Annotated in this window: 21 protein-coding genes and 1 riboswitch; of the genes, 13 read left to right on the forward strand and 8 right to left on the reverse strand. The window is 49.5% G+C overall.

All coding sequences use genetic code 11. The annotated features are described in order from the left end of the window. Nucleotides 1–34: 34 nt before the first annotated feature. Both BMW71_RS06750 and BMW71_RS06755 read right to left on the reverse strand, forming a co-directional pair. Entirely contained in the window at nucleotides 35–3,469 is a 3,435-nt protein-coding gene (locus tag BMW71_RS06750; RefSeq protein WP_092171248.1) for a ThuA domain-containing protein, read from the reverse strand. A gap of 186 nt (nucleotides 3,470–3,655) precedes the next feature. Beyond that, a complete protein-coding gene (locus BMW71_RS06755; RefSeq protein ID WP_092171250.1) occupies nucleotides 3,656–4,540 on the reverse strand; it encodes a UbiA family prenyltransferase in 885 nt (294 codons plus the stop codon). Between the two features lie 87 nt (nucleotides 4,541–4,627). Between BMW71_RS06755 and BMW71_RS06760 the strand changes: the two genes are divergently transcribed. The 3 genes from BMW71_RS06760 to BMW71_RS06770 are packed head-to-tail and all read left to right on the forward strand — an operon-like array spanning nucleotide 4,628 to nucleotide 7,312. Beyond that, on the forward strand, nucleotides 4,628–5,707 hold the full coding sequence (locus BMW71_RS06760) for a type III polyketide synthase (protein WP_092171252.1): 1,080 nt from the start codon (nucleotides 4,628–4,630) through the stop codon (nucleotides 5,705–5,707). Further along, on the forward strand, nucleotides 5,704–6,411 hold the full coding sequence (locus BMW71_RS06765; RefSeq protein ID WP_092171255.1) for a methyltransferase domain-containing protein: 708 nt from the start codon (nucleotides 5,704–5,706) through the stop codon (nucleotides 6,409–6,411). The genes BMW71_RS06760 and BMW71_RS06765 overlap by 4 nt, the downstream gene beginning before the upstream one ends. 49 nt (nucleotides 6,412–6,460) lie before the next feature. Further along, nucleotides 6,461–7,312, forward strand: a complete 852-nt coding sequence (locus BMW71_RS06770; protein ID WP_092171258.1) for a mechanosensitive ion channel family protein — start codon at nucleotides 6,461–6,463, stop codon at nucleotides 7,310–7,312. A 137-nt stretch (nucleotides 7,313–7,449) separates the two neighbouring features. Here BMW71_RS06770 and BMW71_RS06775 read toward each other — a convergent pair whose 3' ends face one another. Beyond that, nucleotides 7,450–8,250: a hypothetical protein gene (locus tag BMW71_RS06775; RefSeq protein WP_092171260.1), complete on the reverse strand. Its 801-nt coding sequence runs from the start codon at nucleotides 8,248–8,250 to the stop codon at nucleotides 7,450–7,452. Between the two features lie 478 nt (nucleotides 8,251–8,728). On the opposite strand from BMW71_RS06775, the gene BMW71_RS06780 reads away from it, so the two are divergent. The 4 genes from BMW71_RS06780 to purE all read left to right on the forward strand — a co-directional run bounded on the left by BMW71_RS06780 (nucleotide 8,729) and on the right by purE (nucleotide 12,498). Next, nucleotides 8,729–10,510, forward strand: coding sequence for a MutS family DNA mismatch repair protein (locus BMW71_RS06780; protein ID WP_092171263.1), 1,782 nt, complete (start codon nucleotides 8,729–8,731; stop codon nucleotides 10,508–10,510). A 68-nt stretch (nucleotides 10,511–10,578) separates the two neighbouring features. Then, nucleotides 10,579–10,731, forward strand: coding sequence for a lmo0937 family membrane protein (locus BMW71_RS23520; RefSeq protein ID WP_143057568.1), 153 nt, complete (start codon nucleotides 10,579–10,581; stop codon nucleotides 10,729–10,731). A gap of 109 nt (nucleotides 10,732–10,840) precedes the next feature. Beyond that, the gene (locus BMW71_RS06785; RefSeq protein ID WP_092171266.1) at nucleotides 10,841–11,983 is read left to right on the forward strand and encodes a 5-(carboxyamino)imidazole ribonucleotide synthase; all 1,143 of its coding nucleotides are present in this window, start codon (nucleotides 10,841–10,843) and stop codon (nucleotides 11,981–11,983) included. Further along, the gene (gene purE, locus BMW71_RS06790) at nucleotides 11,980–12,498 is read left to right on the forward strand and encodes a 5-(carboxyamino)imidazole ribonucleotide mutase (protein ID WP_092171268.1); all 519 of its coding nucleotides are present in this window, start codon (nucleotides 11,980–11,982) and stop codon (nucleotides 12,496–12,498) included. Before BMW71_RS06785 ends, purE begins: the two co-directional genes overlap by 4 nt. A 297-nt stretch (nucleotides 12,499–12,795) precedes the next feature. On the opposite strand, the gene BMW71_RS06795 is transcribed toward purE, so the two are convergent. Together BMW71_RS06795 and BMW71_RS06800 are read right to left on the reverse strand one after the other, a co-directional pair. Continuing rightward, nucleotides 12,796–13,776, reverse strand: a complete 981-nt coding sequence (locus BMW71_RS06795) for a hypothetical protein (protein WP_092171271.1) — start codon at nucleotides 13,774–13,776, stop codon at nucleotides 12,796–12,798. A 2-nt stretch (nucleotides 13,777–13,778) separates the two neighbouring features. Further along, entirely contained in the window at nucleotides 13,779–15,173 is a 1,395-nt protein-coding gene (locus BMW71_RS06800; protein ID WP_092171274.1) for a vWA domain-containing protein, read from the reverse strand. A gap of 410 nt (nucleotides 15,174–15,583) precedes the next feature. On the opposite strand from BMW71_RS06800, the gene BMW71_RS06805 reads away from it, so the two are divergent. Further along, entirely contained in the window at nucleotides 15,584–16,108 is a 525-nt protein-coding gene (locus BMW71_RS06805; protein ID WP_143057569.1) for a hypothetical protein, read from the forward strand. A 67-nt stretch (nucleotides 16,109–16,175) separates the two neighbouring features. On the opposite strand, the gene BMW71_RS06810 is transcribed toward BMW71_RS06805, so the two are convergent. The 3 genes from BMW71_RS06810 to BMW71_RS06820 form a co-directional block, all read right to left on the reverse strand. Further along, nucleotides 16,176–16,544: a DUF3127 domain-containing protein gene (locus BMW71_RS06810; RefSeq protein ID WP_092171280.1), complete on the reverse strand. Its 369-nt coding sequence runs from the start codon at nucleotides 16,542–16,544 to the stop codon at nucleotides 16,176–16,178. Nucleotides 16,545–16,792: 248 nt separating this feature from the next. Then, nucleotides 16,793–18,493: a GMC oxidoreductase gene (locus BMW71_RS06815; RefSeq protein ID WP_092171283.1), complete on the reverse strand. Its 1,701-nt coding sequence runs from the start codon at nucleotides 18,491–18,493 to the stop codon at nucleotides 16,793–16,795. Nucleotides 18,494–18,511: 18 nt separating this feature from the next. Then, complete coding sequence (locus BMW71_RS06820; RefSeq protein ID WP_092171286.1) at nucleotides 18,512–19,051, reverse strand: gluconate 2-dehydrogenase subunit 3 family protein; 540 nt, start codon at nucleotides 19,049–19,051, stop codon at nucleotides 18,512–18,514. Nucleotides 19,052–19,196: 145 nt separating this feature from the next. On the opposite strand from BMW71_RS06820, the gene BMW71_RS06825 reads away from it, so the two are divergent. From BMW71_RS06825 to BMW71_RS06845, 5 genes are all read left to right on the forward strand, one after another. Further along, on the forward strand, nucleotides 19,197–21,449 hold the full coding sequence (locus BMW71_RS06825; RefSeq protein ID WP_092171289.1) for a TonB-dependent receptor domain-containing protein: 2,253 nt from the start codon (nucleotides 19,197–19,199) through the stop codon (nucleotides 21,447–21,449). 7 nt (nucleotides 21,450–21,456) lie between these two features. After that, a complete protein-coding gene (locus BMW71_RS06830) occupies nucleotides 21,457–22,065 on the forward strand; it encodes a nitroreductase family protein (protein ID WP_092171292.1) in 609 nt (202 codons plus the stop codon). 47 nt (nucleotides 22,066–22,112) lie between these two features. Beyond that, a complete protein-coding gene (gldD, locus tag BMW71_RS06835) occupies nucleotides 22,113–22,679 on the forward strand; it encodes a gliding motility lipoprotein GldD (protein WP_449390436.1) in 567 nt (188 codons plus the stop codon). A 130-nt stretch (nucleotides 22,680–22,809) separates the two neighbouring features. Continuing rightward, nucleotides 22,810–23,877, forward strand: coding sequence for a fatty acid desaturase family protein (locus BMW71_RS06840; RefSeq protein ID WP_092171295.1), 1,068 nt, complete (start codon nucleotides 22,810–22,812; stop codon nucleotides 23,875–23,877). Between the two features lie 51 nt (nucleotides 23,878–23,928). Further along, nucleotides 23,929–24,025: riboswitch (TPP riboswitch) on the forward strand. Between the two features lie 82 nt (nucleotides 24,026–24,107). After that, complete coding sequence (locus tag BMW71_RS06845) at nucleotides 24,108–26,513, forward strand: TonB-dependent receptor (protein ID WP_092171298.1); 2,406 nt, start codon at nucleotides 24,108–24,110, stop codon at nucleotides 26,511–26,513. Nucleotides 26,514–26,557: the final 44 nt, after the last annotated feature.

A 26,557-nucleotide genomic window follows, 5' to 3' on the forward strand; every position in this document is an offset into this window, starting at 1 on the left:
GGTGGTTGAGGCCTGGATGTGTCCCTGCTTCGTACTATTCGGAAATCATTTCCATGGATAAAAAGGCCAAATTTACCTTTTCCGCTTCATTCAGCGGTACGGTGACAAGGTATAGGTCCTGCATTTCCTCCTCCGGTACATTTTCAAACGATAGTTGGAAGTCGTATTGGCTTCTGCCTTGTTCGGGTTTTTTGCGAAGTATCGACTGACCGATCAGTGGGCCATCCGGACTTCCAACCCGGGCTTCTATCTGATAGCCAAAGGCAAACGGGTTTTGAGAACCGGCCGTAAAGTCGATGCCTTTCAGACCAGTAAGGTCGATTCCCTTGAGGGCAACATGCCCACGATCCGTAGGGGCAATCAAGATTTTTTGTCCCTCAAAATCGACATTGTTGAATCCGGATGTTTCGCTCAGTTCGTCAAAGCTGATCTTGCTGTTCCGCAGGTAGGCTGTAGCGGAACTAGTCAGTGGTTTGATGGTTTCGCCACCCCGGTCGGTGAAACTGGCGTTCAGGATCATGACCCCATTGTTGGAAAGGGGTTTTCCCTGAAGCGGATCCAGGCTGCCAGCTGGCGGAAGGCTGGATTCCAGGCTTTCTAATTCTCCGAGCGAAAGCACCCAGGCGACAATTTTCCGGGCATCGCCTTCTTTTACGGAAGGATTGGCTGGCATCATCGTTTCTCCCCATACACCCGATCCACCTTTAATGATCTTATTGATCAGGTGATCGGCTGCATCCGGATCGTCAGCGTATTTTTTGGCAACTTCCGTGTAGGCAGGGCCTACGGACGCCTCGTCTACCTGATGACAGGTTTTGCAGGTCAGGGATTCCATGATGCTCTTTCCGGCCATGGCCTCCGACATGATCTGATGCCCCATGGCCGCTTCTGCCTGGTCGAATCCCTCGATGTAGTCTGCTGACACATAAAGGGTGGATAGGTCATTTCCCGCTTCGAGATCATCGGGATCCGTTACGGTCACTTCGTAGGCAACGGATTTTCCTGGGAAATAAAAGGAGGAGTTGCCGGCAAACTGTATGTGTACTTCCGGCGCAACGTTTCCAGCATACACGTTCAGCACTGGGCTTTTGGCAGCTTCCTTTCCGGTATCCCGGACCGTTACCGAGATATCGTAATCGCCGACGGATTCGTAGGTGTAGGTCAATTGAGGTTCGGTGGTGTCGATGTATTCCCCGTTCCCCAGGTCCCAGGTATAGGTCAGCGCATCCTTTTCCGGATCGCTAGCCTTTACTTGCAGTTGCACCTGAAGCGGAAGGGTTCCAGATGTTTTGTCCGAGGTAATTCCGGTAACTACTGGCGCGCGGTTGCCGGGGTTAAACGCAATGACGGAAAGGGCAGCGTCCTCGTTGGCGCTGAACCAGCCGTTGCCGTATTCCAGCAGGTACAATTTTCCGTCGGGTCCCAGTTCCAGGTCGATGAGGGCGTTTTGGCGCACGTCTGCCATAAATGGTTCCATTTTGACGTAGTCGCCATTTTCATCCATCGTCACGGCTTTGATCCAGCCGCGAATCCAATCGTAGATAAACAGCTTTCCGTCGTAATAGTCGGGTAATCCGCCTCCATTGGGATACAGGTCGGAGTAATACACCGGTCCTGCCATTGCATTTCGGCCGCCCGTTCCGACTTGCGGGAATTCCGGCGATTCAACGTAGGGATAGTAGATAAATGCTGGTTGGGCCGGCGGCAATTCTTTCAATCCTGTATTGTTGCGGGACAGGTTTACCGGCTTGAGTGGGTCGAACTGGATTCCGGATTCTCCGGTGTCAAAATCGTAGGCATTGTAGGGGTAGTTGTCTCCCACAAAGAAGGGCCAACCAAAAAAACCGGCTTCTTTTGCCTGATTTACTTCATCGTAGCCCTTGGGACCACGCACACCCAGGCTGTCTGCCCGGGCATCGGGCCCCACCTCTCCCCAGTACAGGTAGCCGGTCTTTTGGTCCACGCTGATTCGGTAGGGGTTTCGATTGCCCTGCACGTAGATTTCGGGTTTGGTTCCCGCCATTCCTTCCGGGTACAAATTGCCCTCCGGAATGCTGTAGGAGCCGTCTTCATTCACTTTTATGCGGATAATTTTTCCGCGCAAGTCGTTGGTGTTTCCGGAAGACCTCGCCGCATCGTATTGTTCAAAACCCGGCCTTTCGTCCAGCGGGGCATACCCTCTCAACGTATGGGGTTGGTTGGGCTGGTTGAAGGGTGTGGAATTGTCTCCGGCCGATACATAGAGCAGCCCCTCGCTGTCAAAGGCGATGGATCCACCCGTATGGCAGCAAATATCCCGCTGGGAATAGAACTCCAGAATCACCTGCTCGGTATCCATGTTCCATTCATCGGATTCAAATTTAAACCGGGAGAGCCTGTTCACTGATTTTCCCGTGGGGCTATAAAAAACATAAACCCAGTGGTTGTTTTCATAGTCCGGGTCTGCCTTGATGCCCATAAGCCCTTCTTCGGCATTTACTCTTGGGGCATCCGTTTTCCAATACACGTCCAGGTGAGCTACCTGATTGGTGGTGGAATCTCCGTTTTTATACAACAGGATTTCGCCCCTACGTTGGGAGACCAGTATATCCAGATTCGGAAGAATGGCCATTTCGGTCGGCTCGGTAAACTCCCCGCTCACCATGTTGACTTTTGCGAAACGATCGGCTTCGGGCACCCGCTTGCTACTCGCCCGTGAATAGTCCAGTTTTTTATTGGCTCCGATGGCATAGCGAATACCTTCTACCAGGTGGCGCAAGAAGAGCTCCTCCTGAAAGGATTGGCTGGTATGCCCTCCACCGGTGTAAAAGGCCCTGCCGCCATCGTATTCGTGGTACCAGGCAATGGGATGCTCGCCCATGTCCTCTCCTCCCTGATAGCTGCTTTCATCAAGGGTTATCAGTACATTTACGTCTTCGTTCAGGTTTTTGTAGCTGTACCACTCGTCGGTACGGGCCCATTGGTCCGGTAAAAAAGAGGTGCTTCCATGGGATTTGTCCACTACGTCCAGACTTCCTTCCTGTACATTGGGGTGCGGGTCGTTGATACCCGGATGGTCTGAAAAGTAGCCACCGGTCATTTTTCCATACCAGGGCCAATCGTATTCCGTATCTGCCGCAGCATGGATGCCCACAAAGCCTCCACCTGCCTGTATGTAGCGTTCAAAATCGGCTTCCTGATAGTGATTGAGTACGTCTCCGGTCGTACTAAGAAAAACGACTGCGCTGTATTGTTGCAGGATTTCCTCGGTAAACATTTCGGCCTGGGTGGTGGTATCCACCGAAAAGCCGTTTTCCTGTCCCAACTTCATAATTGCCTGCAATCCATCTGGGATGGATTCGTGGTAATATCCTTCGGTTTTCGCAAAAACCAATACCCTGGGGTCGCCGGATCGCGTGGAACAGGCGCCAAGGAAGATCATTGCACTCAAAAGGGCGAGAAAGCCCTTCGTAATCGTGTTGCTATACATACCTGAAAATTAATTTTGGAGCAATATAAAGAATATCTTTTTTTTGGCAGCTTCCTTCATCAAAATTGTAGTTGAACGGCATCCCGATGCCGGAGACTGCAAGAAAAGCCTCCTTTTTTCTACCATTCCGCACCGGGACCCCATGTACCTAAGGCCGTTCCATAATCCTTCCTACCCTATCATACCTCAAGGGATGGCCGCCTGCGATTGCCAGACCAGGTAGACAAAAAAGACATTCAAAGCCGTAGCAGAAATTTTGTTCATCCACATGCTCATGCTGTGGGAGACGTATCGTTCGGGATCTTTTTGGGCTAAAAAAAACCAAACCGAAAAATAGCATACGACCGGAAGCATGGCGAGTAAGAAAACCCAAACCGCCCAGGGTTGATTTGTGTAAAAGAAGTACCCGGCAAATGCAATCCCACCCAACAACAGCCAGATGGACGAAAATCCGAACGTTCCGGAAAGTCCTAGCTTTAGGCTGAGTGTTTCATCGCCCCGTTTACTATCCTCCTCGTGCTGGTAAATTTGTGTCAGTGGATAAGAACCCAACAGCAAGATGCTGGTTAGCGATGCCGGCATCCACAGGCTATCCGGAAGTGGCCAGGACCATTCCGAATCCCCCAGCCCTTCCACGCACATCCAGAAGGTAAAGGCTCCCTGAAAAAAGCCTGCCGTAAGCCAACTGACATAGGGATATTTTTTAAGCCGAATGGAGGGATGGCTGTACGCCATGGAAACCAGTCCGTAGACCAGCACCATCCAGAAAAAGGCAGTGCCCAATACCAGCGCAAGCCCAAGAGCTATCAGAAAAAACACCAGGGATAAGTAGTACAGGTCCAGACTGACCTTCTTGGGGTTCTTCAGGCCCCCGATGCTTTTTTCATCCTTATCAAAATAACTGTTGTATCCATTGCTGGAAGGGTATAAAAAAAGGTGGAGAACCACCCACACCATCACAGCCCGGAAGAGTTCGATTTCGGTCAGGGTGGCGAGCGCAAACCAGTATACCGGCATCAGGTAATAGGAAAAGGGAATCCGCAAGTGTTCCCAACTTGATTTCTTAAACATAGTTAGAAAGCTTGATAACTTTTCGTCATGGCAACTGTTTTTTACTTATCTTGAAAATTACAATAAAAACAAGCTAAAATAAAATCCATGAATAGCCAAATCGTCAGCATAGGGCTGGCCAATCCGGGAGAACCCATTTCTCAAGAAAAGATCAGTCGCTTTATGCAATTGGCACATGGGTTGGACCCTCAGGAGAGCAGAAAATTGGGTTTTATTTACCGTAAATCGGGGATCCGGCAGCGATACAGTGCCCTGAATGATTTCAACTTCGAGGATCCGGCTAAGTTTGAATTTTTTCCAAATAACAGGAGTCTGGAGCCCTTTCCGGGCACGGCCAAGCGAATGGAGGTATTTCGGAACGTGGCTCCGGTTTTGGCCCAAACGGCCATTCGCCGGTGCTTGCAGGAGGCACAACTCCCGCCCTCGAAGGTGACCCACCTGGTGTTGGTCTCCTGTACCGGCATGTACGCGCCTGGAGTGGAGATGGACATTATCCAAACGATTGGCTTTCCCAATACGATCGAGCGTTACGCCATTCATTTCATGGGTTGTTATGCCGCATTTAATGGCATCAAACTGGCCGATAGGATCTGCCGTAGCGAACCCAGTGCCCGGGTACTCATCGTGGGGGTGGAGTTGTGTACGATTCACTTCCAAAAAGCGTACAACGAGGATAACGTCATCGCCAATGCACTTTTTGGGGATGGGGCCGCGGCTGTTTTGGTTAAAAACGCAGAACATGGTCTGGCCATCCGCCAATACCAGAGTAATATCCTGATCGAAGGAGAAACCGATATGGCATGGACGATCGGTGATTTTGGTTTCGAAATGAGACTTAGCAAATACATTCCCGATTTGTTGAATCGAGGAATTCTGGAATTGCGAAAAAACCTGGAAAACAAATTTGACATCGCACAGATCCGCCAGTTTGCGATTCATCCGGGAGGCAAACAAATCCTGAAAAAAATTGAATCGGCTTTCGGCATTGAGGAACGACAAAATGGACACGCTCACCAGGTACTCGAAAAGTTTGGCAACATGTCTTCCGTCACCATCTTATACGTACTCGCCGCCATCCTGGAAGATCCTGCAATAGAGGGAGAGGTCTTGGCCATGGGTTTTGGTCCGGGGCTTACCTTAGAAACCTTATTGCTCCAAAAGTCATGAGCAAATTTGCCCACAGAAGTTACACAAAGGAGTTGATGGACGACCTGCAATGCAGCGGCAAGGAGCTGGAGCAAACCCTTCGAGAGCTGCGCACCATCAACCGGCTATTGGGAGGAAATCGGGTGACCACCTCTGGCATACAGTACCTGATTGGGAAAAATCGTCAAAAAACGCACCGCATTGCCGATTTGGGATGTGGCAGGGGAGACATGGCCTTGGTGCTAAAAAAATGGGGAGACCGAAACCGCTACTCGCTAGAAATTACCGGCATCGATGCCAATCCCCACATCATTTCGCTGGCACGCGAGACCATCCAGTCGAGGTATCCTGAAATTCAGTTTAGGGTGGGAAATGTGTTTGAGAAGGACTTTTTGAAAACCCCGGCGGACATACAAACCTGCACCCTGTTTACCCATCATTTTACCGACGAGGAACTGGTCCAGATTCTTTGTAACCTCAAGGATACCACTAGAATCGGGTTGGTTATTAATGACCTGCATCGGCATTTTCTGGCCTACTATAGCATCAAATGGCTGACGGCGGTCTTTTCTCGCTCCCGCATGGTAAAAAACGATGCCCCGCTATCGGTTTTGCGCGCGTTTAGCAGAACGGATTGGGAGCGGATTTTAGCCGCGGCGGGAATCACTACCTATAAAATTTCGTGGCATTGGGCATTCCGATGGCAGGTTATTTGTTGGTTGTAAAAAAGAAATTCTATTTTGACATAATTTTAACCAAAAATTTAATTAGACTATGGAATTGGATAACCTTGATTTTGAGGGCCTTCTCGAAAATATGGTCCCACTGCTTTTAACGGCCGTAAAAAGCATACTTATTGCCTTACTCGTATATTTTATCGGTAAATGGGTGATCAACTTTACACTACGCGCTACCGATAGGATTTTTATCAAGTATGAGGTGGAGCCCTCCCTTGCGTCGTTTTTAAACAGTTTTTTGAAGGGCTTGCTGTATATCGTGCTGATTCTCGTCGTTCTTTCTACGCTGGGTGTGGAGGTGACCGCGTTTATTGCCGTATTGGGTGCCGCCGGTTTGGCCGTTGGCCTGGCGCTTCAGGGCTCACTGGCCAACTTCGCTGGGGGAATACTGATTCTAATCTTTAAACCGTTTAAAGTGGGCGACACCATCGAGGCGCAGGGCACCCTAGGCTCGGTCGAAAAAATTGCCATTCTTTATACCACGGTTCGGAATTTTGACAACAAGGTGGTAACCATTCCCAATGGCGCGCTTGCCAACAACAGCATCGTTAACTTTTCCATAAAACCAACCCGTCGGATTGACATGGCGGTAGGGGTAGCCTATGGTACCGATTTGAAAAAGACCAGACAGGTCATTCTGGATACCTTAAAAAAGGACGAACGGATACACGGTGATCCCGCACCCGCGGTTTACTTTACCAATTTTGGCGACAATTCGTTGGATCTCACCGTCCGGTGTTGGGCCAATGCCGACGATCTATGGCCCGTTTTTTGGGACAATATGGAGGCTATAAAGGAATCATTGGAAGAGAACGCCATTGAAGTTCCTTTTCCTCAGCGAGATGTGCACCATTTTTTCCCGGAGGGGAAGCCCGAAATAAAAGGGTAAAAAAGCCGGAGCCTCTGACACTACCAAGTTAAGAGGCTCCGGGTAAACCCTACATTAAAAAATTAACCAACTACCAAAATTAACCAACTTCTCTTCCAACCCACTCGTAATCAATCTTCAAAAAAATAAGCTCTTTTTCAACGCTTGTTGCTACAATTACCCGAGTCGAAGGTAAGTAGCACCTGTTGATTTCCTCCCCGGAGCTGCAAACTACCCTGAGAGGGGATGGGGTTTCCGGAAGCCATGCATTCCTGCAGGTATACTACCGGATGTATTATTTCAAACGACGTCTTTACTCCCGCAACGGTCGATACCGTCCCGTATCCTTCCAGGTAAATCCGAAATCCTGTTTCCTCCGTAGATAGATGCAAATCTTTGATTTGCGAGTGATCCAGGCGGTACGTTTCTCCTGTTAGGGAGGTAAATTGAAAATCACTGATAACGGAAGAAAACCGGATACGCCTTTTTTCGGACTGAAAGCCCAAATTTTCCAATTTTCTTGTTCCTTCCAACTTTCGTCCGTTCAAGGAAAAATTTTCAAAACCGATGGTAACACTGCTGCCTTTTATCAGAAAGGAATCGGTATAAGCGATGGTAACGACTCCTTTTTTCTGAAGACCTCTTTCGTCGACACAGCCACTACCGTAATCCACCTTTATCCGGCTGTTTTTCTCGTCCCGCATGATGACCGAGCCCGGGCAACTGGATACATCCAGAATAGGTGAAATTTTTCCTTGAGTCAAATCCTGCTGCATCATGGCTGAAAATACCAGCAGGTCCAACTCCTCCAACAAGCCCATCATGTTTGCCATCTCTTCGGAGGAAACCATGCCAGCGGCATTTTCCAATTCCACCTCTTCTGCGGAATGGCAGGAAAGTAGCAGAAACGGGATAGCCCACAAAAACCACCTACCCAACGTAAATTTCGGTGTTCCCATTGTGATCGTAAATCAATGACCTTTTGTTTATGTACGAAATGTAGTATGGAAAAGGATTAAAAACCAAGCTTTTACAAATTATTTCACTTTGAAAATTAACAAAACATATATTTGATTTTGAAAAACAAAAATAAGGATATGGCCGCCGATATGGGCTAAAAACTGCCCTTTCCGGCTATAAAAATGACGTTGAAATCAAGGGTGCTCCATTATGACTGCTTTATGGCTTGTTTGGACATAAAAAAACATAACGAAAACTAAAAAAAATTAAATTTACACCAAAGAAGGGGGGTTTTTGTTTTTGTGGGGAAGCTGATTCTCCGCAGGTTATGAGGGCAAAGATCGCCGGTTGTTTTTTTGCTTAGGTAACCCGGCGGAGATCTGCTATTTTGGTTTCCTTGCGCGGCGGGTGCGCGTAGCATGGTGCCCGTAAAATTCTTTTTATCTTTAGCCTTTCAACCATCCAATCATCTCGTTCATGAAGACCAATTTTGATTTAAAGGAGCCGGAAAAGTCGCTGAAAGATGCTCGGGAAAAAGCGCTACTGCTTTCTGCCGCAAGATTGGTGCTGTTCTTTGCCATGGCGGCGGTGCTGATTGTAGGGATTTCCGAAGTGCATTGGCTCGCCTTGCTGTTTTTGCCGATGAGTGCCCTGTTTGTGGGATTGATTTTTCGGTTTAATCGGCAGAAGGACCTGGAGCGCTTTTATCTTTCCGTGCTAGAAATGGAGGGTTTCCGGAAAAAGCGCAAGGAAAGACAATTTGCTGGATTCGATACCGGGGCTGATTTTATAGAGGCACGGCATCCGTATTCGAGCGACCTGGATCTTTTTGGAGACCATTCTCTTTTTCAATTGCTTAATCACACAGTTAGTCAGGGTGGGCGAAGCCTACTGGCCCAGTGGATGAAGCATCCACTATCTCCGGCGGAGGCAAAGGAAAAGCGAGAGGCCTTGCGCGAATTGAGCGCAAATGGTGATTTTTTGACGGTGTTCGAAGCACTGGGAAAGGCTTTTTTGAAGCAAGAAAAATCCAAAGCGGGCTTTTACAACTGGTTGAAAAAGCCGATTTATTGGAAGGCATTTTTTTTCCTGCCACTGTGGATCGGTCCGATCCTGGGACTTGCCGTTCTTTTTGGTGTTTTGTTTGGTATGATTTCCAGTGCCTACTTGAGTTTTTTTATCGGAGTAGGGTTGCTGTTACTGGGAGCGGTATTCCGACCATTGATGGCGGCCATGAAAGCCCTTCCGAACGATAGTGATTTGAAAACGCTGCAGGCCTGGGCTGATTTGTTGGAGAGGCAGGAATTTCGTCATCCCTTGTTGTTGCGTTTTCAGCAGCCCGTAAGGGGTGATGGTTTTTTTGCTTCCAGGGCCCTGGCGCAGCTGGAAAGCATCACCTTCCTGGTCGAAAACCGAACCAATATGATGTACCTTATTTTTAATATCTTTTTTTGGACGGACTTTTATGTCCTATATCGCTTGGTTCAGTGGCAGAAGAATGTCGGGACGAAGATGAAAGAATGGGAGGAGACCTTTGAACACTGGGAAGGCCTGGTTTCCCTTGCTGCCTGTATTCGGGAGGAAGGGTTGGATGCGGCGGTGCATTGGTCTACCAAAGAGGAATTGCAATTTAAGGAGGTCAAACATCCCCTCATCAAACCCAGTGATTGCGTTGCCAATGATTTTGACTTCAACGTGGAGCATCAGGTGGTGTTGCTCACCGGATCAAATATGTCCGGGAAGACCACGTTTATGCGGACGGTGGGAATCAATGTGGTTTTGGCCGGCATGGGCATGCCGCCCTTTGCGGCGGCGATGGTCAGCGGTCCATTTCAATTGTACACCAGCATGCGAAATACCGATAGCCTGGGAGAGAGCGTAAGTTCTTTTTATGCCGAGCTTGCGCGGATCAAGGTATTGCTGGACCAGGCGGCATCTGGAAAGCCCGTATTTTATTTGTTGGACGAAATCCTGAAGGGGACCAACACAGCAGATCGGATTATGGGTAGCGAGGCCTTGATTCGGCAGTTGGCGGCAAGTTCTTCCAAGGGGATTATTTCGACCCATGATATCGAATTGAGCGAAATGGAAAGTGAGATGCCGGCCCTGGTGAATTATAGTTTTCACCACGATATACGAAAAGAGGAGATTGTTTTTGACTACCGGATCAAGCCCGGTCCCTGTCCCAATTTTAATGCACAAAAGCTGATGGAACTTATGGGTATTCGGCTCTCCAAACCAGCACCGGATAACGTGTGAAATTCTTTTTGGCACAACTATTGGTACTATTTGAATAAAATTCATAACCAATATTAACCAACACCACTATGAACTCGTTATTGTATATCATCGCCATCATCCTGGTCATCGGATGGATTTTTGGAGCTTTTGTGTATAGCGTCGGAGGATTGATCCACATTTTATTGGTCCTGGCTGTAATAGCCGTGCTGTTTCGCCTGATAGGCGGTAGATCGGTATAGTTATCCAGCTTACTATTGCGAACGAAAACCGCCTTTACCGGCGGTTTTTTTATTTCCATTCGGTATTTATCCCTATTTTTGGGAGGAAGAACCAATCAAAACCAGTTAAATGGGGCAAGCGAATTACCAGCAACAAGTACTTGGCATTTTAGGTGGGGGACAACTCGGGCGAATGCTCATCCAGTCCGCCATCAATTATAACCTAACTGTCCATATAATGGACCCGGATCCGGAGGCCCCCTGTAAAAATCTTTGCCGTACGTTTGTGCAGGGAGATTTGAAAGACTACGACACCGTCTATGCATTTGGGAAAACATGCGATGTGATTTCCATAGAAATAGAACATGTAAATACCGCTGCGTTGTACCAACTGGAGCAGGAAGGTAAGAAAGTTTTTCCTCAACCCCGTGTGATTGAATTGATTCAGGACAAACGAACCCAAAAGCAATTTTACCAGGATCAGGGCATTCCTACAGCGCCGTTTGTGCTGACGGAAAACAAAGCCGATGTGGCACGACACCTGGATTTTTTGCCGGCGGTGCATAAATTGGGAAAAGAAGGATACGATGGCCGGGGGGTACAAACCATTCCGGACGCTGGCGCGATTGGGAGGGCCTTTGATGCGCCGGGTCTGCTGGAAAAATTTGTAGATTTTGACAAAGAACTGGCGGTGATTGTAGCACGAAACGAACATGGAGCGGTAAAAACGTTCCCGTCGGTGGAGTGCGCCTTTCATCCCGTACACAATTTGGTAGAGTTTTTGTTTTCCCCTGCGGAAATCTCGCCGGAAACCGATCAGAAGGCACAGGCGCTGGCGCTGAAAGTAATCGAAAAATTAGACATGGTGGGGTTGCTTGCCGTGGAGTTATTTGTCACCAAATCTGGCGAAATCCTCGTGAATGAAATAGCCCCTCGTCCACACAATAGCGGGCATCATACCATCGAAGCCAATTTCACCTCTCAGTTTGAACAACACCTGCGGGCGGTCATGGGCATGCCTTTGGGGGATACGGGTATTCGCAGCGGCGCGGCCATGGTCAACCTGCTGGGTGAAGCCGGCTACACCGGTGAAGCGCTGGTGGAGGGGCTGGACGAAGCCATTCAGGAAAAGGGCGTTTACCTGCATCTCTACGGAAAAAAACTAACCAAGCCTTTTCGAAAAATGGGTCACGTGACCGTATTGGAAGCGGATACGGGTCGATTGAGAGAAAAAGCACAGCGAATCAAAGAACTAATCAAGATAAAAGCATGAGTAAGGTTCAGGTAGGAATCATCATGGGCAGTCAGTCCGATTTGCCGGTCATGGCAGAGGCGGCAAAATTTTTGGAAGAGATCGAGGTAGGTTACGAGTTGACGATCGTATCGGCCCACCGTACACCGGGGCGGATGATTGAGTATGCGGAGAAGGCGCGTGAACGGGGACTAAAGGTGATCATCGCCGGAGCTGGTGGGGCAGCCCATTTGCCGGGAATGGTGGCTTCGCTGACCACCTTACCGGTCATCGGTGTTCCGGTCAAGTCCTCCAACTCCATCGATGGCTGGGACAGTATTCTGTCCATTCTGCAGATGCCTTCGGGTATTCCTGTGGCCACCGTGGCACTAAATGGGGCAAAAAATGCCGGTATCCTGGCTGCTTCCATCGTCGGAGCCTTTGATGGGGCAGTAGGCAATCGCCTTGCCACTTTCAAAAACTCCCTGAAAACAAAAGTAGAGGCAAGCGCCCGGGAAATCGAGCAAAAGGGCTGGAAGGAAATTTTGGGGGAATAAATCCCGATTTAGGTCCGCGGTGCCTACGGACAAATGCGCTGTGAATACCGTGGCAGCCAAGCTTGAAATCATGTTTCCCGGAACTCAGTCGCGACGAATGGAAAAACGTTGCATCCGGTACCTAAAGCCTTCATTGAATATTTTTCAGCTTGGGTCTATTGGGAACGGTAGAAAGGTTAACAGGTTTTCAACCGGTATATCTAGTGTGATTCATGTAGTAATGTGGTGGTAATCGATTACTCCGAGTTGACAGCCTAAGCCACACCGAAAAAGTACGGGTGTTGGTCAAGCTCGCAGCTAACTGAACAAATTGTATCGAATAAGCAATTCGTCGTTTCGCTTCCACTGTATCCAGCCGGTGCCCACTTTTTTAAAGTCTCCATTCATCAAAAGAACCTCGGCCCAATCATCCTCGACTCGTATCGGCCGCAAATATTCGTAAGAGGTCTGTATGATTCCCGCTGTAGGAAGGGGACGGGCGCGAATGCTTGCATCGACACCCGGTAGGAACTCCACCGAATTTACACGGAGCAGAAATTCCGGCCAGTATATCACCTTTCCCGCCTGTTTGCTCACGTACGCGGTTTGCCCGGTTTGTACATTTACAATCACTTCCACGAATTCTTCGGTAACACTCTTGATTTTAAAATAGAGGATATCGTAGTCCATTTTCAGGATTTCCGGAACCAGCCAGGGAGGGGCGGTCGCGATTTCAAACTGGTTGTATTCATTCTTAATAAACGTGACACTGTCGTAGGGCGCATGCTCGAGAATGGATTTCTCCAAATTCGGGCGGCTGTAGAAATAAAGAGTGGGGTTGTCAAAGATATTGGGGCTAAAAAATCCCATACCTGCATCGGCATTTTGGTTTTGCGTGCGGGACATTCCGCTTACCAAAGAAGTCAGCATGCCCTGTTGATCGGGCTTTTGGATAGGAACAGTCGGTTTATCCCGGTAAGGTCCGCTTTCCTCTTCCCGGATTTCTTGTCGTTGCTGGTACCGGTAGTGGGTAATGCCATATCCCAAAAGCAGGCAACCCAACAATACCCAGTTTCCGATCACGATCTTTTTGTGAACAAGGTGGTAGGTGAGAAAAAACGAGACGATAAAGGCCAATCCTGCAAACAGGACTCCCCAACCCAAAACAATGGCGCCGGCGGCCAGTCCCTGGTTTTTTCCGGCTCCGATCCACCCCGCTATATATACTCCGACTAGAAAGAAGACCAGCAGGCTAAGGAGGTTAAATAACAGGCTGGCGGGTTTTAGTAGCTTTTTCATGATCAGAAAGTAAGTGTTTTTATTAGTTTTTCGGACGTTTTCACCTCCACGGTAAGGGTCTGGGGAGCGCGGTCTTTGTAGGCACCCATCGGAGCGACTTTTACCGTGTACGTACCAGGGTTAAGTAGAAAGTCTCTTCCCCGGTCGTAGGTGCGTCCCCCGGCTACGCTTTTGCCGGAGGAGGCTTCCCTGATCGTTACAATGCTGTCTATGGATTTGTCACCAACACGTGCATCGATAAAGGCGGTTCCTGTCTGAAAATCATAGGTAATCGGCGTGGTACCTCCTGAGGCAATCGCAATATTTTCCATTTCAGCAAATGTTTCCAAACCATTCATCGCGAGTGCCTGAACGGTGATCGTGTACGAGCCTGGATTCACCTCTATCTCTTTGGCTGCATTGTACGTTCGAACAGAAGCGGCTACCTGCCCGGTTTGATCGATCACGTTTACCATGGCATCCCAGTACGCTCCGTTATTGGTGATAGAAATACCGATTTTGCCACCGTCAAAACTAATTTCTTCATGAACCAGGCTGTCTTCCCTACTTTTTATTCCGGAAACGGTGACGGTTTTCATGTCACTGCCTTCAAGGGGCCTCACCTCAAAATTGTACGTGCTCGGCGGCAAATAGAAATAGGCCGTATCGCCGTACGTTCGGGCACGTATGGGATCTCGCTTTGCAACGATATCATAGGCCTCAACGAGCGCGTCAATGGGCTTCCCGTTTTTTACGGTATAGACCGAAACGTTATTTTTAGGTTGGTCAACGGTGGCCGCAGTCGCTTCATTCAAGACCGCCCCCAGGTCTGCGGCATCCGATGCCGGAAAATACCGTCCCTCACCGGCCTTTGCAGCACATTTCAATGGCTCCGTGTCTTCATCGACCAGCCCAAACCCGATAATATGCAAGCGAAAATCAATCCCTTCGTTTTTTGCTTTCCTTACTATTTCACAAATGTCACCGTCGCAGGATTCAATCCCGTCCGTAACCAGAATGACGGTTGCATTGGTTTTTGCTTCCCTTAAACTATCTATGACTACGGAAGCGGCATAGGCCAACGGCGTCATGCCCAGTGGTTTGATCGAGCGCAATGCAGCAATGAAAGCCGGTTTCGTTCCTTCGCGTACATCCACCAGGAACTCCACATCCCTGCAATCGCCTTTATTTCGGTGTCCGTAAGCTACGAGACCGATTTGTTGATTTTCGGGAAGCTCGTTTACGGCGTCGGTTAATACCTCAGAGGCAATATCCATTTTGGTTTTTCCAGTGAGTTGGCCCCACATGGAACCACTGGCGTCGTAAATAAAAATAATCGGAGGTCGCACATTGATTTCCTGTGCTGATACTGAAGCAACTGGAAAAACGATCAGTAAAAGATAGTGAAGAAATTTCATAAGCACTGGGTTTTGAAGGGGTTAGAATAAATATAGAAAAAAAAACTATATTTATTGCAGACTTTGCTTCAGTGCGGTTGCCAATCCAACAGCTAGCTTTACAGTCAGACAGAAGCCACCCCTTGTTCTGGGGGGTGTGTATCCAAAAAATAGCACCTACAGGGAATGATGGGGAAACACCCCTGACCAAGCTTGCCGAAGTACGTTCGCCATCGGAATCGGTGAAAAGTTTTTCGAATAAAGTCTTTTCCTGAAGGTAGTCCCGACGAAATCATTTGATCGGTATGCAGGACAACGGAACGTCTCCCAAAAAAATCAAGGAACGATTTATTTTTTATGGAAATTACCGATTGGATATCAGGACAGTTGTTTGGACCAATACGTATAACAATAAAAAGGCACCCAGCCCAATGAAATCGCAACGTGCATATCCATTAATCGTAGTTTTTCTAACTCTTTTTGGATGTACCGATACGGAGCAGCTCCTACTTCCTGAAGCACTCAAGGGTACCTGGGAAGAAGGCTACGCCATCGAACATACTGGGTTTTCCCTGGTTCAGGTGGAAAGCTTTACCTTCTTTGACAACGGTGACTACAACCGCTTTCTGGGGTACCGGGAACCCGGGGCGGATCGACTACTGGGCTACCGCTTCTTTGTGGAAGGGACCTACCAATTGGATGGAAGGCGAGTCCTACTGCAGGAAACCGATCGCAGGCTCCATGTGGGGCAACTCCTCCATGGAGATTTGGACCTTTTGAGCCAGGTCAATCCTTACCCGAAGTCTTGGGCGGACCTGTCGATCAACGAAAACAAAACGCTTCTGGAGATGTACCTTCCCTGCAATCCCCTGTCGTCTGCCCGTTGCCAACCTAAAAAAGTCTTTCGTAAACGGATGGTTGAATTCTCCGTCAGTAAGCCGGAATCCATTTTTTAGGATGGGCTGTACGAGGGTACATTAGCCAATGAATGCACCGATGCGCGTAACGCGTACGTTGCCGGCATCAGAACGGCAAAATATCCCCTTCGCTGTCATCGCTGAAAGTACTGACATCAGGCTGGTCTTGCTTTTGGTTTCCGGAAGCCGCTCCACCACCTCCGGTACCGTTGTCCACATTGTTTACCCGCCATATCTTAACATCCGTGTACCAACGCCCGTTGTATTCACGGCTTTCCACTTCGATACTGGCCGTAATGTCCTGGCCGGGTTGTATATTAAACTGATCGATTTTATCTCCCCATACGGTCAGGCAGACCTTCTTCGGGTATTGGCCGGGGGTTTCCAGGATATAGTCGCGTTTTCTCCAGGTACCGTTGCGTCCGTTACCTGATTGCTCTTCCAGTGCCTGTATGATCTTTCCGGTTAGTTCCATGTGTCGTTGGTTGCTTGTTGAAAAAACGAAGGTAAATAAAAGGGGGCGGATTTAAAACACCGGGGCCTGATCCGGTTTTAATCTGGCCGAATTTGAAAAAAAATTTCGCTGTAGAGCGTTTAAATTCGCTGGATTTAGGGAAGCCTACAAACGGTGCCAATTTTTTGTAATACCTTGGAGTAAACAAAAAAGCCGACGGCACCCGTAAGTCCCTGCCGGCTTTTTACATTTTCTGAAAAGGCTTCAAATTAGCCCATATTCTTCACGGCATGGTCCACCGCCCGGGCGGCAAAAGCCATATAGGTTAGTGAAGGATTTTGTGTACTGGTGGAAGTCATGCAGGCGCCGTCTGTCACGTAAACATTCGGGCAGGCATGAATCTGGTTCCATTTGTTAAGGACCGAGGTTTCGGGGTCTTTGCCCATCCGGGCTCCCCCCATTTCATGGATATCCAGACCTGGAGCCCGCTTGTCATCCCGGGTTCGGATATTGGTGAAGCCCGCGGCTTCAAACATCTCGGTCATTTGCTCCAGGTAATCCTTAATCATGGCTTCGTCATTGGCATCGTAGTCAAGAGAAACCCGCAGCTGCGGAATGCCCCAGGCGTCCTTTTTGTCCGGGTCCAGGCTTACCTGACTCGCTTCTTTGGGAATGGTCTCGCCCATCATGTGCGAACCCACTCGCCAGGGGCCGTATTCCTCCCGGGTCATGGCCCGTTCTAGTTCTTCACCGATGCCGGAGTAATCGTTGACCATGCTACGACTTGCGCTGAATCCGGCGGCGTAGCCCCTTAGAAAATCGGTTTCCTGCGTGTAGACGTTTCGGAAGCGGGGGAAATAGCCGGAAGTCGGCCTTCTGCCTTCGGTGGTGTACTCCTTCAGCCCGTCAAATTCTCCGGAAATCCCGGCCCGGTAGTTGTGGAAGGCCACGTATTTACCCAATACCCCGCTGTCATTGCCTAACCCCTGGGGGAAGCGACTTGAGGTGGAGTTCAACAGGATCAAATTGGTATTGAGTGCACTGGCATTCAAAAAGATTACCTTGGCATAATATTCTGTGGTTTCTTTGGTGTTGGCATCAACCACCCGGACACCCGTAGCTTTGCCTTTGGCCTCGTCGTAAATGATGGAATGAACCACGGCATGGTGCTGCATGCTGAGGTTTCCGGTTTTTGCCGCCCAGGGAAGGGTGGAGGAATTGCTGCTGAAATAGCCGCCAAAGGGGCAGCCGCGCTGGCAAAGGGTTCGGTTTTGGCAAAGCGTTCTGCCCTGTTTGGCATAGAATTCGGCGTTGCCCGTGATGTGGGCACAGCGTGCCACAATGATTTCCCGTTCGGGGTAATTTTTCCGCAGAAAGTCCTTGAAATACAGTTCTCCGGCGGTCAGTTCAAAGGGCGGTAAAAACTCCCCATCGGGCAGGTTGTCCCGTCCGTCCTTGTTGCCGGACACGCCGATAAACTTTTCTACATGGCTGTACCAGGGCGCAAGGTCTTGGTAGCGGATGGGCCAATCCACGGCGAATCCATCCCTGGCGGGACCTTCGAAATCAAAGTCGCTCCACCGTTGCACCTGCCTGGCCCACAAAAGGGATTTGCCTCCGGTTTGGTAGCCTCGGATCCAGTCAAAGGGTTTTTCCTGCACGTAGGGGTGCTCGGTATCTTTGACAAAAAAATGCTGCGCGTCTTCCCGAAAGGCATAACAGCGGCTCACCACCGGATTTTCCTTTTTGATTTCTTCGGGAATGGTCCCCCGGTGTTCAAACTCCCAGGGCATTTTATTGGTGGTGGGGTAATCCTGCACGTGTTTTACTTCCCGTCCCCGCTCCAGGACCAGGGTTTTAAGGCCTTTTTCGCAAAGTTCCTTTGCGGCCCATCCCCCACTCATTCCCGAACCGATGACGATGGCATCGTAGCTGTTGTCTTTTTTACTTTTTATGGTCAAATTCGCCATGGCCTGCGTTTCTTTTATTTATGCGGTTTCAATTTTTTTGCTTCCATAGAAGCGAGCCGGAACCAACTCGTACGGTTTGATTTCTGTCATGAAGTACTCGGAATTCAGGTACCCTTGCAGGGCGAACCGTTTGGTTGTGCTGATAAATGCGGTTGCATTCTTTTTTTCGTCCCCTTCTCCGTCCATTGCCAATGTAGCCCGCAGGCAGTCTTCCGCTTCCGTCGCATTCATTTGCGAAAACTTCTTTCCATATTGGTTGTTCGAAAACGCCTCCCACTGCTGCAAGCCTGCGACAAATGTTTCCTGTTGCCCCCTGTCCAGGCAATCGTTGCACATCACCAGGACAAAATCCTGAAGCTGCAGGTCCGGACCCGATTTCAGGACTTTTCCTGGAAATACCGTGGCGATGATTCGGGTCAACAGCTCTTTTTGAGCGGCGGTTATCTTTAGGTTTTGATAGGCTTGCAAGATGGATTCCTCACTGAAGTCGCAGGCCGGCATCAGTACCGCACCGCCAGTCAGGATAGCCAATTGCTTCATGGCGGATCTTCTATCCATAATTGATTGTAGATTTGATGATTTCTGAGGAACAAGTTATTGATTTTTTGATTACCTGCCACAGGTTTTTTTTATCGGTGGTTGATTCCGCTAAAAATCAATTAATTTTACCCCGGTATTCCATTAATTACTGTACCCATAAGGCATGTTTCGAAACCTACTGTTACTACTCGTAGTATTATTTCCATGTATCACCTTCGCACAGACAAGTATTCAGGTGCTTGATGCGCAATCCGGAGAAGCTGTTCCCTTCGTTTCGTTGAAAGGAAACAACCTACCGTCGTTTGTGGCCGATGAAAACGGACAAGTCAATCTATCCCTGGAGGAGGCTGCTGAAATACGCTTTTCCCATGTGGCTTACGAGAGTCAGGAAGTTCTTGTTCCGGTTTCGGGCACTTTGGTTGTTTCCCTACAGCCTGCGGCAAATGCATTGGCAGAGGTGGTGGTCAGTTCGTTTGAAACCGAGCGTCCCCTCTTGGAGCAGGCAGCGGGAATCGTGCGCGTATCAGAGGCGGATTTGTTTCGCTTCAACGAGACGTCCGTGGTACATGCCTTCAATACCAAGCCGGGTATCCGGGTGGAAGAGCGGGCGCCTGCCAGTTACCGGATTTCGATCCGCGGAAGCTCGTTACGGGCGCCGTTTGGCGTACGGAACGTGAAAGTGTATTGGAACGGAATTCCCTTTACAGCCGCGGATGGCACCACCCCGCTCAACATGCTGGATGTGGCCAACCTGCAAAATACAGAAATCATCAAGGGACCTGCTGGAAGTATCTATGGGGCGGGAAATGGTGGCGTGATCAGTTTTAGCAGCAGTCCTGAAATTACGGAAAACAGGATCAGTACAGACCTGTCTTTTGGCGATTTTGGCATGACACGGTATCGCTTTGGCCTCAGCCAGCAAATGGAAGAAGGCGGGATAAAGGTATCGTATGTCCGGCAAAAAGCCGACGGCTACCGCGATCATACGGCCATGGACCGGGAAGTAGTGCAGCTTACCGGACATTTTAAGCCTTCCGAAAAGCAGCTTCTTACCACACAGCTATTGTATTCGGATCTATTTTATGAACTACCTGGTGCGCTCACGGCCAGTCAGGTGGCCGAAAATCCCCGGCAGGCAAGACCGGGATCCGCGGCACAAAATGCATCCATTGACCAGCAGTCCATGTACGGGGTGGTTTCGCACGACTACCAGTTTCACCCCAAATTCAGCAACAAAACCTCCATCTACATCAACACGGTGGATTTCGAAAACCCTTTTAATCTGGATTACAAAAAGGAAACCCAATTTAGCTACGGTGGAAGGACGAGTTTTACGTATGATGGCAACTGGGGATCCATTCCGGTGCGTTTAATTGGAGGAGGCGAGTACCAGTTTTCCAACACAGCGGCCCAAAACTTCGGCAACCGGGGCGGACAGGCGGACACGGTTCGGTTTAGCGATGAACTGCTTACCCGCACGGCTTTTCTTTTTCAGCAGCTGGAAGCCGAGTTATCCGAGCGGTTTTTGTTGACGTTGGGCTTGAGTGAAAATTTTTCCAGTTTTGATATTGCGCGAAACATCGATGCTATCCGGGGGATGCCTTCCCAAGCCAGGCGCACCTTCGACCCGGTGATTGTGCCCAGAATAGCCCTTTCCGGGAAGCTGAATGAACAATCTGCCGTTCACGGGAGCATCAGTTCGGGGTTTTCACCGCCCACCATCGACGAGGTACGGACCAACGAAGGAACGATTAACCTGGATCTCGAGGCCGAAAAAGGCATCAATTACGAGGTTGGCTACCGGTCCAGCTTTCGGCAGGGAAGGGTGAATGTGGACATCTCGGCCTTTTACTTCAAGCTGGATGAAACCATCACTACCTTTACCAATCCGGATGGCGTCGTTCTTTTCCGAAATGCCGGAGCGACCGATCAAAAGGGCATGGAGGCCTTGGTGGATTATGCGCTGATCCGAAAGCAATTGTCCTTTATTCAGGAGCTAAAGCTGACCCATACCTTTACGGGGCATTACTTTACCTTTGCGGACTTTATGAAAGGGGAAAACGATTTCTCCGGAAACGACCTTACCGGGGTGGCCCCGCATACCGTCGTGAATCAGGTGGATCTGCGTACGCGACCCGGTTTTTACCTGAATTTCACCCATCAATTTGTGGACGATACCCCGCTAAACGATGCCAATACGGTCTATCAGGAGGCCTACCACCTGGTGAATACCCGCCTTGGCTGGAGAGGCAGCGCCGGAACCACCCTGGATTTGGAAGTGTTTGCCGGGGTAGAAAATCTGGGGAATGCCAGTTACAGTCTGGGGAACGATCTCAATCCCTTTGGTGGCAGGTATTTTCAGCCTGCTGCACCAAGAAACTTTTACGGCGGAATAAAGGTTGGAGTAAAATACTAGTAGAAACATGAATAATCGACCCATATTTAATACCGAAGAAGTCAATAAGATCATCCGAAACAGGAGATCCCAGTTTGTAGCCCAATTCAAGGAGGACGATCCGGTGGAGGATCACATCATCCTGGAAATGCTCGAAAATGCCAACTGGGCACCCACACATAAACTTACCGAGCCCTGGAGGTTTATGGTGTTTGCCGGAGAAGGACTGCAGCGGCTGGCAGATTTTCAATCCAACCTGTACAAGGAGCGAAGCGAAAAGACCGGGAAATTTATCGAAGCTACCTATGCAAAATTTAAGGAAAACCCGCTGAAAGCCTCCCATATCATCGCCATCGGGATGAAGCGGGACCTTCGCGCCAATCTTCCCGAAATGGAGGAAATCGCGGCCGTTTCCATGGCGGTGCAAAACATGTACCTGACGGCGAGTGCCCACGGTCTGGCGGCCTATTGGGGCACCGGTGGACCCACCTTCTGGCCGGAAGCGAAGCCCTTTTTTGGCTTGGAAGAGGCTGACATGCTCATGGGCTTTTTCTACGTTGCCAAACCTGCCTCCGATCGTTGGCCGGAAGGCAAGCGGAAACCGATTTCTGAAAAAGTGACCTGGGTAAGGGAATAATGATGCGGAAAAAACACCGATCGGGAAATGCTGCCAGGCATCCGGCAATGGGAGGGATGGCGCTCCTTTTTCTATTGATTCTGGTTGCCTGCGGCGAAACTTACGTGCCCAAACCCATGGGATACAACCGAATCGATCTCCCCGAGCGGGAGTTTGAGGCATTGGAGATGGATCTTCCCTACACCTTTCAGCATTCCACACACTTACAGGTAGAGCCGGACTCCTTTAACATGGCCGAAAAAAACTGGATCAATCTCCACTATAGTTCCCTTGGCGCGCGGGTACACCTGACCTACAAACCGATAACTGGTGGGCGGCAAAACCTCAAGTCCTACCTAGACGACGCCCTGACGCTTACCTTCAAACACCAGATCAAGGCCTACGGAATCGACGAGAGCGTAGTCCGTACTCCAACCGGATATACGGGACTGGTGTCCGAACTGAGTGGTGAAGTGCCGACCCAATTTCAGTTTTTTGTGACCGACTCCACCGCGCATTTTTTGCGGGGCGCGCTGTATTTTGAGACAGCCGTGAAAAACGATTCCCTGGCACCGGTCATCGAATACATCAAAACGGACATGATGCATTTGATAAATTCAGTCGAGTTTAATTGATACTACCGAAAACTTGTCGTACCTTACAACACGGAATGATGAAAACAATCGGTAATCGGTCATTTTTCTGAACTACAAATCCACCCCCTCCCCAGTCACGCTTACTATTTACCCCTAAAAACATTATTGTATGGCTACGCCAAAATTTTCCAAACCAACCCTAAACTTTCATCTGGATGTGAAGCAACGGGTAAGCGATTACTTTCGGGACTCAAATATCACCCGTTCGGGTAGCAAACCGCTTTACCTTAAGGCTGGTATCATGGTGGTCTCCTTTATTCTGGTTTACGTTCACTTGGTTTTCTTTACTCCCCATTGGGCAATTGCTCTCATGGAGTGTCTGTTGTTGGGTGCGCTGACCGCATTTATCGGATTTAATGTCATGCACGACGGTGCACATGGCAGTTTCAGTGACCGGCCATGGGTCAACCGCCTGGCGGGCCTGTCGATTAATTTTCTGGGAGCCAATGTATTCATGTGGAAAACCAAACACAACGTGGTGCATCATTCCTTTACGAATGTAGAGGGAGTAGACGACGACTTGAATGCCCGCCCCTTTTTGCGGCTTTCTCCGAGCCAAAAGAAATTTAAAATTCACCAGTTTCAACACTACTATTTTATTTTTACCTACTCCTTGTTGTACTTGTATTGGGTATTTTTTACGGACTATAAAAAATACGTCACCAAAAAGGTGGGGATGGTGCCGATACAGAAGATGAAACTATCGGACCACATCAGTTTTTGGGGGTTCAAAGCCATCCATTTGGTGCTGTTTGTGGCCATTCCCGTATTCATGCTCGGCTGGACGCAGTGGCTGATCGGGTTTTTTGTGTACAGTTTGTTTGCGGGAGTTCTGCTCACCCTGGTATTCCAGTTGGCACATAGCCTGGAGGAGACCGCCTTTCCCCTTCCTTCGCCGGAGACCAATAGTATGGAGGACGAGTGGATGATCCACCAAATCCGGACCACGGCTAATTTTGCTACCGGGTATAAATTGCTGACCTGGTTTTTGGGAGGCCTGAATTACCAGGTCGAACACCATCTGTTTCCAAAAATTTCGCACGTGCACTATCCCGCCATCAGCAAGATACTCAGGCAAGTCTGCGCGGAATACAACATCCCGTACCTGGAACACCCAAAGTTGCGCTGGGCATTTCGCTCGCATGTTCGTCATTTAAAAGTATTGGGAAGGGCCTAAGCGAGGGCTTTTCAGATTTGGCATTGCCATTTCTACCAGTTACATTTGCATCAAGATCATTAGGGGTGCCCCAATATTCCGGGCTGAGATCATACCCATATTACCTGATCCGGGTAGTGCCGGCGAAGGGAAATGAGAAATAGCTAATCGTACGTAATGCTATTGGGTAAACAATGAAAAAAGGAATACCCCTTTATTCCTTTGATGTTTAACCGAACAAATTAATTGTTATGATTCGCATGTACCTGACCCTGGCAGCAATGCTTTGGTCCCAATGGGCTTTGTCCCAAAATCGTATCCAGGGAACAATCCAGGATGCAGAAACCGGAATTCCGCTACCTGGAGCCAGCATAATGCTGGAGGGGACGAACAAAGGCACGGTCTCCGACCGGGAAGGAAGCTTTGAAATGGCCGGACTGGCATCCGGAGAATGGAACCTGGTGGTTTCCTACGTGGGTTACGAAGCCGGGAGTTACCTGGTTCGGTTGCCTCAGGAAAGGCCCCTGGAAATTCGGCTCGAGCCCGCTACCCTAACCACCGAAGCCTTTATCGTTTCCGGTACGCGGGCCTCTGCCACCACGCCTACTACTTTTCAAATCATTGACAAATCGGATCTTTCCAAAAATAACCTCGGGCAGGATTTACCGTTGTTGCTAAATTATACCCCCTCGATGGTGACGCATTCCGATGCAGGCGCGGGAGTAGGCTACACCGGCTTGCGTATCCGGGGCACCGACCAAACACGGATCAACGTGACCGTAAACGGTATCCCATTGAATGACGCAGAGTCTCACGGTGTTTTTTGGGTGAATATGCCGGACTTTGCTTCTTCTGTCGAAAACATCCAAATTCAACGAGGCGTCGGTACCTCCACTAACGGAGCAGCAACATTCGGAGCCAGCCTCAATATACAAACCGATACCAAACGAGAAGAAGCCTATGCCGAGACAGATCATTCGGTGGGTTCATTTGCTACACGAAAGCATACCGTAAAAGCAGGCACCGGCCTGATTGACGATCGCTGGGCCGTAGATGCCCGCCTCTCCCGAATTACTTCTGACGGCTACGTGGACCGGGCGTTTTCGGACTTGAAGTCGTATTTTGTCTCCGGGGGCTATTACGGCGACAACCACGTGGTAAAGGTCAATATCTTTTCCGGTGCGGAACAGACCTACCAGGCCTGGAATGGCGTTCCGGAAAGCCTGCTTGCATCCGACCGAACCTTCAACAGCTATACCTACGAAAACGAAACCGACAATTACCAGCAGGATCACTACCAGTTTATCTATGCTGGGACCTGGGCGGCCAACCTGAAGGCCAACTTTTCCCTGCACTATACACAGGGCCAAGGCTACTACGAGCAATTCAGACCGGAGGATAACCTCTTGGCCAACTACGGCATTGAACCCATTGCCATCGGCAGCGAACTGATCAGCGAAACCGATATTATCCGTCGACGATGGCTGGACAATGACTTTTACGGAGCGGTTTTCTCCCTAAACTACGTCTCGCAAAACGGACGCCTGGATGCCATTCTCGGGGGTGGGGCCAACCGATACGACGGCGATCATTTTGGGGAAATCATTTGGATGGGAGTAAGTGGCGACACGGATATTCGAGACCGTTATTACGACAACGTAGCCATCAAGGATGATCGGAACGTGTACCTCAAGTCTACGTACGAGGTGAAAGAGCGGCTGTACCTGTTTGGTGATTTCCAATGGAGAAATGTCTACTACCGCTTCGATGGCATTAACAACGACCTCCGAACCATTACGGGAAGCCAAAATTACAACTTCTTTAATCCCAAAATTGGGCTATCCTACGAAACGGAGCAGGGAAAGACCTGGTATGCCTCCTACGCAGTCGCTAATCGGGAGCCGGTGCGCAGGGATTTTACCGATTCACCGCTCACCGAAATACCACGACCGGAGACCCTTAACAATGTTGAGGCGGGAATCCGCGTGCGCAAAAACCGGTACCAATACGGCGCCAACCTGTACTACATGGGGTACCAAGATCAGTTGGTGCTTACGGGCCAGCTCAACGATGTGGGTGCCTACATCCGCGAAAATGTCGCCAGCAGCTACCGGGCAGGGATAGAATTGGACGGGGCATTGCAGCTGGACTCCCGCTGGACAATCGGAGGGAACCTGGCATTCAGTAGAAATAAAATCAACACGTTTACCGAGTACAACGATATTTACGACGAAAATTGGGATTTTGTCGGGCAGGAGGCCACCAGCTATCGCGATACCGACATTGCCTTCTCACCAGGCTTTGTGGGAGCTGCGGTGGTGGATTTCCGACCGATCAAAAACCTGGAAGTCAGCTTGCTCAACAAATACGTAGGGCGGCAATACCTCGATAATACCCAGCAGGAAAACCGAAGTTTGGATCCCTTTTGGACCACCGACCTGCGCCTCTCCTACAGTTGGTATCCCGGTTTTGTAGAGGAGATGGCATTTTCCGTAAAGGTCAATAACCTGTTTAACGAGCTGTACGAGCCCAACGGCTATACGTTCAGCTATTTCGTACCTTCGGAAGGAACTACCAGTCGGGAATTGGTCACAGAGAATTTTTACTACCCCATGGCGGGGACCAATTACCTGGCCGGGGTGTCCATTCGCTTCTAACAACTTCCCACACATCCGTTCCCAGAGGCAGCCGGTACGTCGCT

The sequence above is a fragment of the Cyclobacterium xiamenense genome, assembly GCF_900109255.1.
Lineage (GTDB): Bacteria > Bacteroidota > Bacteroidia > Cytophagales > Cyclobacteriaceae > Cyclobacterium > Cyclobacterium xiamenense.

Excerpts from the sequence above, each read along its gene's own strand:
- BMW71_RS06750 (WP_092171248.1), bottom strand. The coding sequence starts at position 3,469 with ATGTATAGCAACACGATTACGAAGGGCTTTCTCGCCCTTTTGAGTGCA.
- BMW71_RS06755 (WP_092171250.1), bottom strand. The coding sequence starts at position 4,540 with ATGTTTAAGAAATCAAGTTGGGAACACTTGCGGATTCCCTTTTCCTAT.
- BMW71_RS06760 (WP_092171252.1), top strand. The coding sequence starts at position 4,628 with ATGAATAGCCAAATCGTCAGCATAGGGCTGGCCAATCCGGGAGAACCC.
- BMW71_RS06765 (WP_092171255.1), top strand. The coding sequence starts at position 5,704 with ATGAGCAAATTTGCCCACAGAAGTTACACAAAGGAGTTGATGGACGAC.
- BMW71_RS06770 (WP_092171258.1), top strand. The coding sequence starts at position 6,461 with ATGGAATTGGATAACCTTGATTTTGAGGGCCTTCTCGAAAATATGGTC.
- BMW71_RS06775 (WP_092171260.1), bottom strand. The coding sequence starts at position 8,250 with ATGGGAACACCGAAATTTACGTTGGGTAGGTGGTTTTTGTGGGCTATC.
- BMW71_RS06780 (WP_092171263.1), top strand. The coding sequence starts at position 8,729 with ATGAAGACCAATTTTGATTTAAAGGAGCCGGAAAAGTCGCTGAAAGAT.
- BMW71_RS23520 (WP_143057568.1), top strand. The coding sequence starts at position 10,579 with ATGAACTCGTTATTGTATATCATCGCCATCATCCTGGTCATCGGATGG.
- BMW71_RS06785 (WP_092171266.1), top strand. The coding sequence starts at position 10,841 with ATGGGGCAAGCGAATTACCAGCAACAAGTACTTGGCATTTTAGGTGGG.
- purE (WP_092171268.1), top strand. The coding sequence starts at position 11,980 with ATGAGTAAGGTTCAGGTAGGAATCATCATGGGCAGTCAGTCCGATTTG.
- BMW71_RS06795 (WP_092171271.1), bottom strand. The coding sequence starts at position 13,776 with ATGAAAAAGCTACTAAAACCCGCCAGCCTGTTATTTAACCTCCTTAGC.
- BMW71_RS06800 (WP_092171274.1), bottom strand. The coding sequence starts at position 15,173 with ATGAAATTTCTTCACTATCTTTTACTGATCGTTTTTCCAGTTGCTTCA.
- BMW71_RS06805 (WP_143057569.1), top strand. The coding sequence starts at position 15,584 with ATGAAATCGCAACGTGCATATCCATTAATCGTAGTTTTTCTAACTCTT.
- BMW71_RS06810 (WP_092171280.1), bottom strand. The coding sequence starts at position 16,544 with ATGGAACTAACCGGAAAGATCATACAGGCACTGGAAGAGCAATCAGGT.
- BMW71_RS06815 (WP_092171283.1), bottom strand. The coding sequence starts at position 18,493 with ATGGCGAATTTGACCATAAAAAGTAAAAAAGACAACAGCTACGATGCC.
- BMW71_RS06820 (WP_092171286.1), bottom strand. The coding sequence starts at position 19,051 with ATGGATAGAAGATCCGCCATGAAGCAATTGGCTATCCTGACTGGCGGT.
- BMW71_RS06825 (WP_092171289.1), top strand. The coding sequence starts at position 19,197 with ATGTTTCGAAACCTACTGTTACTACTCGTAGTATTATTTCCATGTATC.
- BMW71_RS06830 (WP_092171292.1), top strand. The coding sequence starts at position 21,457 with ATGAATAATCGACCCATATTTAATACCGAAGAAGTCAATAAGATCATC.
- gldD (WP_449390436.1), top strand. The coding sequence starts at position 22,113 with ATGGGAGGGATGGCGCTCCTTTTTCTATTGATTCTGGTTGCCTGCGGC.
- BMW71_RS06840 (WP_092171295.1), top strand. The coding sequence starts at position 22,810 with ATGGCTACGCCAAAATTTTCCAAACCAACCCTAAACTTTCATCTGGAT.
- BMW71_RS06845 (WP_092171298.1), top strand. The coding sequence starts at position 24,108 with ATGATTCGCATGTACCTGACCCTGGCAGCAATGCTTTGGTCCCAATGG.